The 15,686-nt window shown below is 46.9% G+C and carries 8 protein-coding genes; 2 read left to right on the top strand and 6 right to left on the bottom strand.

The window, feature by feature from the left end:
• Nucleotides 1–5: 5 nt before the first annotated feature.
• Nucleotides 6–3,641 (bottom strand): gliding motility-associated C-terminal domain-containing protein, encoded by a 3,636-nt coding sequence (locus tag DTQ70_RS27485; protein ID WP_122933785.1) that lies wholly within the window; start codon nt 3,639–3,641, stop codon nt 6–8.
• A gap of 221 nt (nt 3,642–3,862) precedes the next feature.
• Nucleotides 3,863–5,086: an MFS transporter gene (locus tag DTQ70_RS27480; RefSeq protein WP_122933784.1), complete on the bottom strand. Its 1,224-nt coding sequence runs from the start codon at nt 5,084–5,086 to the stop codon at nt 3,863–3,865.
• Nucleotides 5,087–5,235: 149 nt separating this feature from the next.
• Between DTQ70_RS27480 and DTQ70_RS27475 the strand changes: the two genes are divergently transcribed.
• Nucleotides 5,236–5,781 carry a cupin domain-containing protein gene (locus tag DTQ70_RS27475; protein WP_122933783.1) on the top strand — a complete coding sequence of 182 codons (546 nt, stop codon included), beginning with the start codon at nt 5,236–5,238 and terminating at the stop codon, nt 5,779–5,781.
• Between the two features lies 1 nt (nt 5,782).
• Nucleotides 5,783–6,616: a helix-turn-helix domain-containing protein gene (locus DTQ70_RS27470; RefSeq protein ID WP_122933782.1), complete on the top strand. Its 834-nt coding sequence runs from the start codon at nt 5,783–5,785 to the stop codon at nt 6,614–6,616.
• Between the two features lies 1 nt (nt 6,617).
• On the opposite strand, the gene DTQ70_RS27465 is transcribed toward DTQ70_RS27470, so the two are convergent.
• The 4 genes from DTQ70_RS27465 to DTQ70_RS27450 form a co-directional block, all read right to left on the bottom strand.
• Complete coding sequence (locus tag DTQ70_RS27465; RefSeq protein WP_122933781.1) at nt 6,618–8,948, bottom strand: BamA/TamA family outer membrane protein; 2,331 nt, start codon at nt 8,946–8,948, stop codon at nt 6,618–6,620.
• A gap of 19 nt (nt 8,949–8,967) precedes the next feature.
• Nucleotides 8,968–13,725 carry a translocation/assembly module TamB gene (locus DTQ70_RS27460; RefSeq protein WP_122933780.1) on the bottom strand — a complete coding sequence of 1,586 codons (4,758 nt, stop codon included), beginning with the start codon at nt 13,723–13,725 and terminating at the stop codon, nt 8,968–8,970.
• A gap of 23 nt (nt 13,726–13,748) precedes the next feature.
• Nucleotides 13,749–14,486: a hypothetical protein gene (locus tag DTQ70_RS27455; protein WP_122933779.1), complete on the bottom strand. Its 738-nt coding sequence runs from the start codon at nt 14,484–14,486 to the stop codon at nt 13,749–13,751.
• A gap of 132 nt (nt 14,487–14,618) precedes the next feature.
• The gene (locus tag DTQ70_RS27450; protein WP_122933778.1) at nt 14,619–15,602 is read right to left on the bottom strand and encodes a pyruvate dehydrogenase complex E1 component subunit beta; all 984 of its coding nucleotides are present in this window, start codon (nt 15,600–15,602) and stop codon (nt 14,619–14,621) included.
• Between the last annotated feature and the right edge of the window lie 84 nt (nt 15,603–15,686).

Below are 15,686 nucleotides of genomic sequence, written 5' to 3'. Positions count from 1 at the left end.
TTTGGTTATCGGAGTAGCGTCACCGCCCCTCGTTGAGAAATACGAGGGCGGTCTGGGAAAAATTCAGACTTAAACGAAACCACGTAAGGATAAGTCATCGGAGGATACAACGTACCTCGGTATTTTCCATCCCACTTCTCGTTCATATCGTTGGTATAAAAAATAACTTCTCCCCAACGGTTAAAAATCTTCAATTCAAAATCGCTCAAGTGGTCGCCATACACATCCAATAAGTCGTTTTGGCCATCCCCGTTTGGAGAAAACGCGTCAGGGATAAACAATCGAGGCTCACACCGCACCACCACTTGTACTGAGTCGGTGACTTCACAACTCGCTGGGCTAGTAATGCTTACTCGGTACGTTCCAACCTGATTGACGGTGACCCGCATTGTTGTTGCGTCAAGAGGTGGAAACCAACGATAACGTAAATTTGGCGTCGTAGGACGAATAATTAATGTCGCCGTAGCACCTACGTCCAAATCACACAAACCTACATCACGGTTTAAATCATAGACGGGCCGCGGTGCCAATGAATACACAAAATTGTCGGTATCAGTACAACCCGTCACGGAGTTGGTCACTGTCAATGAATACGTTCCTGCTCGACTCACCGTGATTCGGTTGGTCGTTTCTCCCGTACTCCATTGGTATTGATTTCCTGCAATATTGGGAAGGGTTGGCACCAACAAAGCCGTATCTCCAACGCACTTTTCACGGTCGGGGCCAAGGCTCAAGAATTTTTCTGGAATGACCCCCACCGTTATGTCGCGCAGGGTCGTATCGCACCCACCCGCATCGGTTACCAGCACGTTGTATTTTCCTGGTAGCAAGTTGCTGATTATCGGCGCATTTGTGCCCACGGTTCCGCCCGTGGCATTGGTCCAAACATAGCGCGTAGGCGTTCCTGCAATGGTAGAAAGGTTGATCGCCCCTACATTAGGCTCTTTACAACGCGCATCGACCACCGTCGGTTGCAGTCGTAGGTTTTTAACCACCCGCAAGGTAAACGACGAATCGGTGGCACAAACCGTTGGGTTACCCGTCAGTCGAACCTTGTACGTTCCTTCTCCTAAATTCGCCAAGGTACTTCCTGTGCCCGTTAGCGGGGTGTCATTGGGTTGGCCAAACCAGCTAAACGCATAATTTCCCGCAGGCGTAATACTCCCAATCACAATCCTACCGTCGCGCGTGGTGCAGCCCGTAGGTGGAGTAAGCGTCGCTTGCATTCGTGCCTTGGGTAAGGCTCGAACTTGAATGGTATCTTCGTTTACGCAGGCTTGGGGAGTGCCCGCATTGATGGTCACTTGAACTGAATATGGCCCTGGTCTGCTGACCGTGATGGTCTGTGAAGTTTCACCTGTACTCCACTGAAATTTATTCCAGTTTGTAAGAGAAGGTTTCCCATCTAATACGACTGTTCCACCTCCCACACACAAACTGGTATCGCTCAATACATACGCAGGCGGTCTTCGCATGGTTATTTGCGTAACTCCTTGTACCCGACACTGTCCTTCTATTCCATTGGCAGCAATCACTCGGTACGTTCCAGAACCCCCATTGGGTTGCAACGTAATCGTTTTTGTTCGACCAATCACCGCGCCATTCCTCAACCATATATATTGCTCGGCCTGCACGCCCGCATCCAGCACCAGTCGATTGACGCAGGTATCAATAGGCGACCTCAGGTTAATCGGGTCAGGGGTAGCTACAATCGTAATTCGTTGGGTAATGGTTGTGTCTTTACAGCGGTTGACCAAACGTAAACTCACTGTATAAGTACCTGGATTTCGGTAAGTATGTTGTACCTGTTGGTTTTGGCCAACGATTGGCGCAGAGCCATCTCCAAAATTCCACGTGTAAGAATCTTTGATGGGATCACATAGCGGGGATGCTTGGAAATTGGTGGCTTGGTTGGAGCAGGTATCCGAATACGTAAAACCTGGCCCAGAGGACTCTTGGGTAAAGTTGAAAACAAAGTTGGGCAAGCCTATTTGGCTCGTTTTTCCTCCCAAATTAATCCCCCTTTCAACAAAAACTACTTCATCTTGGGAGTCTTCGTCGGGATAATTAATGACCCCTAAATACTCACTGCCTTTGATAGCCATGTAAATACGCCCATCTGAGCCTACTTGCAAAGCGCCATACACTTGCGTCGCCGAGCTGTCGATGAGTATTTTGGAATCGGCAATACGGGCAGAGTCTCCCAAGCTAATATCGTACTGATAAAGACGAGATAGGGTTGTATCACTGTCATCTTTTTGCAGTGTAACGTACATTTTAGTCCCATCGGGCGAAAACTCGACCCCGTATGCTTTGGGCGGCGCAGGGCCTATGTCAATGGTCAAAGGATCGGAAAGTCTCCCCGACGAATCGCTAAAAGTATAAATCTGTACCAAGTTTTTGGGTGGCCCAGGCACTACCATCGCCAATCGTCTCGAACCCGTACTATCTTGGGCCGAGAACTTCATGTATCCCTCTGCTTGACTAGGGGTATTTTGCAGTGTTCCCAACGGATAAGCCGTAGGCCCTTCAATGCCCGCTTTTGTCACGTGATACACCTTGAACGTATTACTGTTATAATCGTGCGTTACAACCCAATAGGTAGAATCTTGGTCGTTCCGAACGGACGTAATACGTTCGGTTGTATTGTCGGTTAGTACTTGATTTTTTTCTACAATTTCTCCTTTTCCTCCGTTACGGCGCATATCAACGAGGCTGTAACTGAGTTGTTTTGTACCATTGATATCAGAAGTTGTAAACACATAATACAAGTATTCACATCCTCGGCAGGTAGGTTTGGGCACAATCAAAGCCGATTGCGTAGAGTTCGGACTTCCCCCCAATGGCGTAGTCGTTCCATCTTTGGATGGCATCAATGCGCCACCTTTGTCATAAATGCTTATCCCATCGGTATAAAACAAAAGTTGTCCTTTGGAATTGGCAATTGACGACGTACCTTCTGGCGTATTCAGCTGACCATTGGTGAGGGGGGTTGGGCTACCACCCGAAAAATCCAAACCCGCATTGTTTCCAAAATACCACTTTGCGCCTTCTTGACTACTTTGTTCCAAACAAACCTTCACATTGATGCGATCTTCGTAAGTACAGCCTTCGGCATTGGTTACTTCTACCGAATAACAGCCCGAGCTGTCCACGCGCATAGTTTGGGTAGAATCTCCGTTGGGAAACCACAGGTATTTTGCTCCCGAAGGCGCGTTAGAAGGGTAAGGGTTCAGGATTAATTTTCCCAAATCTTCCTTACAAATCATCGTATCACGCCGCCATCCTGGAAACTGCGGCGGAGGCACCCCGATATTAATAGTTTTTGTTACCGTTTCCTGCACACCATTTACCGTCCGCGTCAACGTCACGGTATAAGGCCCAGGCGTTTGATACAAGTGCTTGGCGCTGACTTTGGTAGAGGTATTTTGGGTGCCACTGCCCGGGTCGCCAAAATCCCAAAGCCAAGCCGTAGAGGTTCTGAGGGTATCCGAGAACGTCACAGAATCACTCTTACATTCTACATCGGGAATACACAGTTTACCTTTTACGTCAAATTGCGCGTGTACTTGGGTAGGCAACGCCATCGCCAACGCCCATAAGCCGATAATAACAAGAAATATGTAGGGTTGCTTTCTCATTGGTTTAGTCTCTTTCTCCTCTTCCTCAAATCTTGTGCCTAATTTCAACGTATTATGTTGTTATCTTGTTTACGCAAATTTCGCTGTTTACGCTGCGTTTCTAAGCAAAATCTAATCTCAAAGGGGGTAAGTCTTACTAAAAACGAAAAAACCTTACCGAAAATTTTGTCGCATTTAACGGTAAGGTAATAAAATATACAATCCCTCGATAGGAGTTCAACTCATTCTTCGTAATTGAGGTCTTTGGTGAAAGTTTCTTCCAAGAAATACAGCGATGCCAATGCGATGATTACCGTGACTGTTCCAATCACTACGGCGCTGTTGATGATTCCTAAACTGGGTTTTAAAGCAACAAAGGCCGACGTAAGAATGATGGCAGTTCCACGCACCACGTTAGGCACGGAGGTAGCGACCGTCGCGCGGAGATTTGTGCCAAAAAGCTCGGCCGCAATCGTGATAAAAATCGTCCAGTAACCGTTACAAAAGCCCAATAACACACAAATTATGTAAAACGAATCGACGCTTTTGACGGGGAATAACAGGTACGTAAGCATAAATACGAACGAAAGCAGGATGAATAGTCCCATAACCTTTTTGCGGCTTTTGAGGTACTGACTCACCAACCCACTGACGATATCCCCAACAATTTGTCCCGAAAAGGCAAACATGACGCATTTTCCCGCTACAATCGGCTCGGTCAGTCCGACGGCTTTGCCAAATTCAGGCGAGAAAGTCATCAGCACACCCGTCACAAACCACAGGGGAATCCCAATCAGAATCGACAGTAGGTATTTCGTAAAACGACGACGGTTATTGAACAACATCAAAATATTGCCTTTTTGGACTTTTTGCGATTTTACTTTTTCAAACAGGCCCGATTCAAACACATTTAAGCGTAAAACCAACAGCACTAGCCCCATCCCTCCGCCGACAAAATACGATACCCGCCAGTCGAACCAATCAGCCACAAAATTGGCCATGATGGCACCTACCAGCCCCATTGTAGCAACAACAGTGGTGCCGTAGCCCCTGATTTCTTTGGGCAATACTTCTGACACAAGCGTTATTCCTGCACCTAGCTCGCCCGCAAGGCCAATACCCGCGATGAAACGCAGGAAAGCGTATTGCTCAACGGTTTGGACAAAGCCATTGGCAATATTGGCCAGCGAATACATTAAAATTGAACCAAAAAGAATAGAAAGACGGCCTTTTTTATCACCCAATATACCCCAAAACACACCACCAACCAGCAAACCTGCCAACTGCGTATTGAGTAAGAAAACCCCTTCTGGAAGAAGCTGCTCGGCCGAAACGCCCAAAGCTTTGAAGCTATTGACGCGCACGACACTGAACAAAAAGAGGTCGTACATATCTACTAAATATCCCAGTGCGGCAACGATAACGGGAATTTGGACAAGGTGCTGTAAGGTGGATTTTTGCGACATGATTAAGGTTTAAGGCGAATGCTCAGAAAAGAAAATAAACCCTAAAAATTACTCTCCTTGCCCCAAAACGTCCGATTTTTACCACCAACCTTCCCCGTCGTCTTTCCACTTTTGTGTCATCATTCACGCACAAAATTTACTTCATTCGTATGCAACGTAGATTCTTTCTTTCTGCGGCGGTCGTAGCTACGGCTGGCAGTTTTGCCCCCAAATCGTTTGCCCAAAGTAACCCTAAACCTTTCCTCGTCAAAAATGGCGAAGCTCGTTTTGGGGTTCATACGCCTTACAAAGGTATCAACCCCAACGATGTTAAAATTTCGGGAAAAGATACCAATGGACAATTGGCTGTTTTTGAGTATATTGGCCATGTAAAAGAAGGCCCCGTACTGCACGTACACAACGACCAAGACGAAATCTTTACGGTGGTAGAAGGAAGCTATCGGTTTCGTGTGGGCGAAAAGGAAGAAATTTTAAATCAAGGAGATACGATATTTTTGCCCCGAAAAATACCGCACACTTGGATTCAACTTAGCGACAAGGGCAAGTTGATTTATATGGTACAACCAGCGGGAAAAATGGAAGAATTTTTCTTAAAAATGAATGAATTGAAAGCGCCCCCCACCGAAGAAGAATTTCAACAAATCACCATGGCGCACGGCATGAAAAATGTAGGACCACCTTTAAGCCTCAAATAAAATGGTTATCCTGAAAGACGTTTTACCCAGTTTGCATTTGCAAGAATACGTCCGCAAACATCAAATCATCCGATTTAAGTTTGGGACAAATGAGGTATTGCCTTTCAAAGCCTACGTGCCCCGCCCCGAACAGTGTTTGGTTTTTTATTTAAGAGATTTACAAAACGTAGGTTATTCCAACGATGTACCACTGCAAAAGCACCCAAAATGTACCCTCAACGGCCAACATACGCTGCTGACAAACCGATACATTGGACGCGATTTTTGGGCGTTGCAGATTGTGTTGCAACCAACGGCTTTATTTCGACTCACGGGGCTTCCTTCTTCCGAATTGACCAACACGTTTATTGACGCAGAAGCGATTTGGGGAAGTAATATTCGTTCGGTTCACGAAGAAATTTCCAATTTAGACGACCCTTTTGGAGCTATTCTGCTGGCGGAGCGTTTTCTGGAAGAGTGTATCAAAAAATCAAAACGCCCGCTGCTCGGAATTGATAAAGTGGCACAAGTGCTTTTATATCAAAACAGAGCCCCCGTCATGGATTCTTTGGCCAACGACGCCTGCTTGAGTGTACGCCAGTTTCACCGCGTCTTTACCGAACGAGTCGGCGTGAGTCCCAAAACCTTCGACCGAATTACGCGTTTTGAAAAAGCCGTCAAATTCAAAAATGCCCAACCTCACAAAGATTGGCTCACAATTGCGCTCGAATTGGGCTATTACGACTATCAACATTTGGTACGCGACTTTAAAGAGTTTACGCACCTGACGCCCAACGGTTTTCTGATTGCCGAAGGAAAAGCCCCCGAACGCGCCTTTGGCGTGGCAGAAGTGTAGTCTAAAACGAATACCCAACGGCAATGTTGAGTACCAAGTTTTCTTTTCGCCAGCTACGGCTTCCAAAATCCATTTGACGAATCACCCAGCGGTCGGTTTCGGGAAGCCAAGGCTTGCGAAGGGGTGTCGCTAAATCGAAGCGAAGCAACAAAAAAGGCAAGGTCAGGCGCAGACCAAGCCCCGCTCCTACGGCTACTTGTTTGTAGAACTTATTGGTAAAAACGGCATTGTCTTCGGGAAAATAAAACGAATTATCGAAATTTCGATACATCCAGATATTCCCCGCATCGGCAAAAAGAGCCGTTTCGATGTACTGATTTACTTTAAAACGAAGTTCGGTATTGGCTTCCAGTCGAATGTCCCCAAACGACGTAAAGCCAAACAAGCTCAGCGAGTCGGGCTGGTAGCTTCCTGGCCCAACGGCTCGCCCACGAAACGCCCTAATGCCGTTGCTTCCACCCGCAAAATATTGTTTAAACTGAGGCAGGGCAAACGAGTTTCCGTAGGGGATTCCCACCCCTCCAAGGAGGCGATTAGCCCAACGGATGGAAGGGGTAAAATCGTAGTAGTAGCGCATATCAACGTCGAAACGCGCGTATTGTTCGTACGGAATCCCAAACACCAAACCCACTTCTTGGCGGCCTTTGGAAATCAGCCCCGCTACATTGCCCGCAATATCAGCCCCTGCGTTCAACACAAACTTTCCCCTACTACCAAAAGCAGGCTGAGGGGTGAAGCTGAAGTTGTACTGCGCTCCCAAAATGAGACGGTTTTCGAGGATACTAAAATACCGAAGTAAATCTTGCAAAGGAATAGTAGGCGAAGTAATGCTATCCACCAACGCCTCGCTGATGTTTCGGGGTTTGACAATGTTGAGCGAAATCGGCGTAAACGAATGTTCTATCCGCGTGCTTCGTCGCCACATGTAGCCCCAGTTAAGTTTCACCGAGGTTTGGGTATAAAAATCTTTTTGAGATAATTCTTCGTACCCTACCGTCAGCGTTGTTTTGGGTAATGTTTGGTTTTTGGCGGGATTCATTCGGTAAAAAGGCAAGACAAAACGAGGGAACGACAACTCGCCTTCTACGCTGGTTCGGTAATAATCCCGCACTTTTATATTTCGCTGACTTCCCAGCTGTACGTCTATCCCTGCATTGGCCGTTAGGCGTAGCATTTCCGCCCCTCGAAACAGGTTTCGGTTCATCCAAGTCAGGTTTAGCTGCGACCCTGTCAGGTTGTTTGACTTCGTAACGGCACTTAATTCTGCCCGCAGCGATTTCTTTTTCAGGGGTGTCAAATAATAATACACATCCAACAAAGCCGAATCGGAACGAGGAAGCAGTTCAAAGCGATTTTTAACAAATTTGAAGTTCTTGAGGTTGATTAGCCGCGACAACGACACATCTTGTATATCGCTGCTATACATTGCTTTAGGGCGAAAACCAATGGCATCGGCAAATGTCCGAACACGATACGCCCGTGCAGGATCCACAATTTGAAAACCACGTCGATACACCGCCCCCGCTAAGGTATCAGAACGCAGCAGGCCATTGTCCGAAATCACATAGACATTTTTAATAAAATACCTTTTTAAGGCCAACTGCGTCGTGTTGGGTTTTAGCTCCACGTACAAATTCACCCGATTACGGTTGAGGTTGGTATCGGCCTTGATAATGAGGTAGTCGGGGCGAAAGTAATAAAACCCAACGCGTTTCAAATCCCGTTCAATCCGTTGGCGCTCGGCCTCAATGACCGAAAGTTGGTAAGGCTGCCCAGATTTTAGCAGGGACGATTGGCGGTTTTTAAGAAATTCTTGGGTAAAACCTCGGCCCGTACTGGGATCCACAAATTCGACGTTTTCAATCAAATACCGTGGTTTTAGTGCGACCGTATAATGGGCTTTGGCGGTGCGTCCTTTTTCAACCAACTCACCCGAGGCTTCGGTACGGAAATACCCTTCATTTTGAAGATAATTTGTCACTATTTCGCCGTTTGCAGTTACAGCCCGACGGCTTGCCAACACGGGCGGCTCGCCAAAGCGCTTCCGAAACCACCCACGAAAACTCTTTTCTTTGGTAGGCTCACCCATAAAATAATAGAACCAAACTTTGTACGGGAAGCCCAACAAACTGCTATTTGGCACAGGCCGAATCAAGGGCTCTACCATTTCCTTCACAGCCTTGGCGTCTTTGGCCGATACTGCCGAGTCGGCCACCACTTTCACTTCCGCCCCCATGTACAAGCTCTCTCCCGCAGGCAAGTGCTTCGATACCGAGCAGCTACTCAGCACGATTCCAACCATAAAAAGCCAGACAGCCGTGATTCTTGACATGTATCTTTAATTTGAGAACCTATTTCTTAAACATTTCTTTGAAGGTTTCATAATCCAAAACAACGGCAAAACTCACGCCTGTTTCTACAATAAATCCTTCTAATACGGTTTGGTACTGATTTTTTCGATAAGCGCGAACCGCATAGCGGCCATCGCGGGTTAGGTTATAGTTGATGTTGACGTTATCGACCAATTCCGTGGATTTTTGGGTGCGATTTCCGCTTTCAATCTCAAAATTTCGACCCACATTCACCGTCAAACGCTCATTCATAAATGCTTTGCTCAACCCCACGTTCAAGTCGGTTTGGCCTGCACTGCCGCTTCCCGTTGCTACGGCAGTCGAGTTTACATCAAAATTGAGTTTCACTCCCTTGATCAAATCCGAAGCCAGCAAGTTGAGTTGATCGGTCAAAAGCTTACTCACGCTTTGGCGGGCGATTACTTCGGGATTGACCGACGAGAAAAAATCGGACGATTGTTCACCCATAAATTTATTCAAAACCAGCAAAGAAAACACCTGTTTATTCATCTGAACGGGGTCTTTGATGTTGTTAAAAACCCCATCTTCTTCGATGCGGCTACGCACGTTGGCCGACACCTTGGTAGGGTCGGGGCGCACTTCAAAGCTAATTTGTGGATTGCTAAGGCTTCCTTGCATTTTGAGCAATACCTCAAGTGGCACTTTGCCATACTGCGCGGCTTTGCCTTGGAGGGGAGTCAAATCGGCAACAACGGGATACACCGCCGTAATGTCCACGTCGGCCTTCATGGGATCGCCCGTCCAGAGCAGTCGGCTTCCTTTTTGGATGGTAAAATCTCGTTTTAAAATTTCAAACGTAAGATTATACGACCCTTGGGTAAGTTCATACAATCCCAAAATATACGGTTGTCCTTCGGGTGTGATGCCCGCATTGAGCTGCGCATTGCCTTTTACTTTCAGGTTGTCTCCGTTCAGTTCATCCACCACAATGGTCAACTGTGAGCGGTCGTCAGCTTCTAAATTGAGCGAAATACCTGCCCCAAAAGCCAACGGCGCGGCCGTTTCTGCGCCTGCATTTGGGGTAGCAGTGGTGTCCGATTTATTCACAAATTCGACAATCCCTTCCGTACTTGCCTTGCCCAAATCATCGTCAGGCATAATGACCGTAATGTCGCTTCCTTGTTTGAGTTTGACCGACCCATCAATCGTCGGATTCGTTCCTACGCCTTCGATGTGCAAGTTGGCATCCACGATACCTTTGCCGTAGAAGAAGTCATTTTCTTTGCGTGAGGCGTTCAACACCGTAAAGTCTTTTCCTTCAATCGTGAGGTTATAGGCCACATTCGGTAGATTAGCCCAATTGATTTTTCCATCCACCTGTAAGGGTTGGTTGAGGGTATCTCTAACCACAAATTTTTTGAGGAAAATATCCGAATTGGCAAACTGCAAACGGCTATTAGGGATGCGGTACGTAGCACCGAGCTTGGTTATGTTAAAGGCCACACTGTCAAACAGCGCCTCACCTTCTACCTGCGGCTTATCGGTAGCACCTCTAATGGTAGCTTTTCCTGACAATGCCCCCGTGGCACGACGAAGCTGTCCTGCACTAAATGCCTCAATTGTCTGCGCTCCAAGCTTACGAATGTCCACCTGCAAATCGAGCGGTGTTTTACTTTTCAGCAGGTAGTTTCCCGTCAAACGCACATCATTTTGGGGACTTTTTAAGGTCGCTTCCGCCACAATCTTAGACGCCGATTCGTTGGCCGCTTTGATTTTCAAATCTCCGATTGGGATGTTGGTATATTTAAACCCTTCAATGCCTAAGTCGCCTGTAAAAACGGCAGACTCGGTATAATTTTGTAGCAACACATTTCCTCCCAACTTACCGCTTACCTGCAACGAATCCATCACCAAAGAGGTCAGTGTGCCCAAATCAAGGCTATCCATTTCAACCCGCAAGGGGCCGTTGGGCGTATCGGTTGTGGTGTTGATGAGCAGTCGTTGGCGGTCTTGTTGCAAACCAAATTGTTTGACCAACAGTCCTTCTTTGCCAAACTGAACGTAGCCAGCAGGCGCTGCTTGCCAAGGTTTGTAGTCAAGCAAAAGGCCATTGGGGGCGAGTTGCAAACGATACGCATTGCCCACGCTTGCCAGTGAGCCTGCCAATTCGTGTTGTTTTTGGTATAATGAATCTTTAAACGACCCCTTAAAACCCACCAAGCTATTAGCTACTTGGCCTTCTACGGCAGCCCGTTTGATTTGGTAGGTATCGTACAAAAAGTTGTCCACATGCCCCACGTAATTGGCCTGATTTTCGACTCCTAACACCCCAAAATCGGCATTTTTAACCACCATGCTATCGTACTCAACGTGCGGTGCCGAAATACGCGCCAACAAAGTAGTGTCGCGCTGGCTGTCCAAATACACCGAAAAACGAACCGTATCCATTCGCGTCAGTTCAGGAACAAATACCTGAATCGCAGGGTGATTGGCTATTTTTCCGTCCATCGACAAGCGATAAGGACTGGTCACGGGTTTGTAAGAGACATCGGGAAGCGCAAAATAACGATTGATTTCAGTCAGCACCACGTCAGCCAACTGCACATAGCGAAACGTACCCGTCGCTTTGGCTTTCAAGAAAGGGGCATCTATCCGCGCCAAGCGCTCTCCCTGCTGGTTATCAAGCACGACTTGAATATTTTGCAGGGGAATGGGTTTTCCTTTTTGTACCAAAATTCCATTGGTAATTTGGAACGTTCCGCGTGGGTCTTCGGGGTCAGTAGAAGTAAAGTTGGCATTTATTCCCCCTTTGATTTCCAAATCTTCTTCGTACAAATGAAGCGGTTTTAGGCGCAGCGTTAGAATGTCTAACTGGGATGAAAACGTGGGATAGTCCGTTCGCAAATCTGCTTTGGCAACCAATGTCAAAGTCGCATTGGAATCCGCAATGGCGGCTGTTAGGTCACCGACTTGCTCCCGCACACTCCCTTTTAATGCCAAATTTTGATAAACATAGCCTTTCACATCGGCCTTTTCAACAACACCAGTCAAATCTGCTTGGAGCGTTTTGGGGTCAATGCCTTGGCCAACAACCGTTGCTTTAAGCGAAAGTTTTCCCAGCTCCGAAGGCGGTTGTTTGAGCCATTTTCCTGCATCAAACTCCAGCAATGCCAGCGTTCCGTCGTAGCTTTGCTGGCGGCCTTTTACAAAATTTTTGAGATTTCCCTCAAACATCGCATTACCTCGGTCGGAGGCCAATTGGGTATCCAAATACAGATTATCTAAGCTCCCTTTCACTTTGCCCGATAAACGCAGGTTGTCGGGCAATTCGATGGTAGCAGGCAGGGCGCTATCGGGCAAAATACGCTGCAAATCTCGCCGCGAAGACGATAAGTCAGCAATGTTTAAGTCCAACGCCATTCGTTGCGGGTCGGGCAACCCCTTAATCCGCCCATCGGCCCGTAAGTGGGTTGTTTCTAACGTACTTATGTCAACTCCTTTTAGGCTCAAATCGTCGATTCGGCCTTGTACAAGGCCATTAAATTTGACAATAGCCGCAGGATTTTTGGCAAATGGTGGGGTTTTGCGCAGCGAAGGCACCCAAGCAAGGATGTCTTTAAAACCAAGCTGGCTTTTGGTCAAACGCACCTCCACGCCCACTTTTCCTATGTTTTTTGAAAAATCATCCAGCGACGCATAGCGCAGCACAACCCGATCTTGAAGAAGCGTCTCGTTGGTTTGCAGCAGTAAGTTTTGTAGTGACACTTCGCGGGGCGTATAGACAAAATCAGCACGAAGTTGGCGCACCGCTCCGCGTCGTTTTTCTACCCAACTCCCCGACTTCAACTGCCCCGAAATGCGCTCGGGAGCAAACAGAAAGCTGTCCAGTTGGGTTTGAAAACGCTGGAGTTCGAGGGCAAAATCACCCGAGCGAAAAGTTATGTCGGTATTTTCAATGCCTAATTTTTTGAGGGCAACCAGCGGTTTGGTCAAAAACAATTTTTCAGCTTCGACCTCTATTTTCCCAACGGTAACGGCAGTTTTTATTTGTTGTTTTTCATCTTCATACACCACCCGATAATCTGCCAAGAGCAGTGTTCCCAGCTTCAAATCAAGCGAGTCAGAAGCAGGAGCCGAAGCCACCGTCTTCGTCGTATCTTGACGAAGGGGTTGGTATATTTTCACCGTTACTCCTCCCGAACGAATGTCGGTTTTTGACAAATGATAGCGGTTCAGTGAAGGGTTAAAAGCCGAGAACCGAAAGCGTGCGTCGGGCAGCGACAGATCGGCATCAGTGCCAATGACGGCATCTTGGTACGACAAACGCACATTCCGAAGCTGAATCGCATCCAATCGCATATCCAACGGTGCGGTTGTGGTATCGGGCGCGGTATCTTCGGACGCAAAGGCTTTGGCAACAAAGGCAAAATTGAACGTAGTATCAGGGAGTGTACGGTAAGCTTTGAGGCGAATATCTTCCAGTTGGATTTCATTGATACCCACCCGACTTTGCAGCAAACCCCACACGTCTAAATCCACGTATAGGCGCCCCCCTGCAAGTAGCGTATCACGCCGCAAATCCTCCACATACACCCCACGTAGTTCAATCCAGTCGGGCAATGAAAAGCGGGCTTGGGCTATGTCCACTTTTGTATGAAGCTTTTTACGAAGGTACGACACTGCTTGTTGGGTCAGCCAGTCTTGGCCCGAAGTAGTTTGTAGCCAAACCACCCCCGAACCGACCACTAGCAGTAGCCCCAATACAACAAACAATATGCCTCTACCTACTTTTTTCACTCAATACCCGCTTAATTAAATTTCTATTTCACAAACGGATCTTCGGCAAACTTCACGTTGAAGTCCGTCACCGTTGTTACCTTCATCGGTTTTTTATCAATGCTACTTACATAAGTCGTTTCTGAAGGATACGAAAGGCCGTACTTTGATTTTTCGTATTTGGTATGGTCACGGGTTTGAATTTCACCCGTTGCTAGGGTCAACTTTTCGCGGAGTAACAAGCCCGTTTTTGCATCAAAATAAAGGTTGTATTTTACTCCTTTTCCTTCCAACTCTACTTGCGTGGCAGTGGCACCGTTGATTTGCTCAGTTCCTACGACGGTAGCGATGTAGCCTTTGGTGGTATAATCATCAAAAGGGATAAGTATATCTGTCAGTTCGCGACGCATGTTCTCGCGTTCTTTATCGCTCAAGTTGCTGGTTTGGTATTGCGTTACCTTGTCACGGCTTCCAATAGGGATTTTCAGCCAACCATCGGTTGCTTTGATACCATAAATAAAATCACGTTTTAAAATGGTACGCACCTTTACCATTGCTTGTGAGGGCACTGAGGCTTTGATGTCCAAATCAAAGTCGTTGGCCGTTCCTGCGCGGTAGGCTTGTTTGAGGGTGTAAGTTTGAACCGAATCCCACAATGCTTTGCCACCCGTGGCCGTATAATACTTTAAAAAGACCGAATCTGCCTTGGCGTCTGAAGTCTGTGCGTAAAGCCCTGTGCTCACCACAGCGGCTAAAAAGAAGGTTACAAGTAGCTGTTTCATCGTTTAAAAAGACTTTTGGATGAATAACTCCAAAAATAATGGTTTTATGATAGGATACCACTAAAAAATCGTGCCAAACAAAAAAGCCCCGTCGGGGGCTTTTTTGTTTTTATCTACGGTATGCACTATTTATTAGTTGCGATACATCACCGTTTTCACGGCATCAATCGTACGTTTTACGTTTGGCAAGGCGGCTTCAATCAAGGTTGGCGCATACGGAAGCGACACATCCATGCTGTTCACGCGCACTACAGGAGCATCCAAATAATCAAACGCTTTGCGCTGGATCATGTAAGCAAGCTCCGTCGCAATCGATGACAATGGCCATGCTTCTTCTACCACCACGCAGCGGTTGGTTTTCTTAACAGATTCAATCACCGTTGCATAATCGATAGGACGTACCGTACGTAAGTCAACTAATTCTGCGTTGATACCCATTTTGGCCAATTCTTCGATGGCAGGATTAACAACGCGTGTAATCATTTTACCAAAAGAAACAATGGTTACGTCAGTACCTGTCTTTTTCACTTCCGCTTTTCCAATTGGAATGATGTATTCTTCTTCAGGAACTTCGCCTTTATCACCATACATCAATTCTGACTCCATGAAAATAACGGGGTCATTATCACGAATAGATGCCTTCAACAATCCTTTTGCATCATAAGGGTTTGACGGAACAACTACTTTCAAACCTGGTGTATTGGCGTACCAGTTTTCAAAGTTTTGAGAGTGCTGCGCGCCCAACTGACCCGCGTTCCCAGTAGGCCCACGGAATACGATAGGACAGCTGTATTGTCCACCTGACATCGAAAGGATTTTAGCAGCAGAGTTGATCACTTGGTCGATGGCTACCAACGAGAAGTTGAATGTCATAAACTCGATGATAGGTCGCAAACCGTTCATTCCAGCACCTACCCCGATACCAGCAAAACCCAATTCTGCAATAGGTGTGTCAATAACGCGTTCTGGCCCAAATTCGTCAAGCATCCCTTGACTTACTTTATAAGCTCCATTGTATTCGGCTACTTCTTCACCCATCAAAAACACGCGTGAGTCACGACGCATTTCTTCGCTCAAGGCTTCACGTAAAGCTTCACGGAAAAGTATTTGTCTCATTGTATGTGTAAAATTCTGGATTTGGGGGTTGAAAACGGCCGTAAAAATAGGAATTTTTTCGTAAATCCAGTCATTTAACCGCTA

Origin of the sequence: Runella sp. SP2, assembly GCF_003711225.1 — a bacterium.
In the GTDB taxonomy this organism is placed as follows: Bacteria; Bacteroidota; Bacteroidia; order Cytophagales; family Spirosomataceae; genus Runella.
This window is presented reverse-complemented; position numbering and strand designations above follow the sequence as displayed.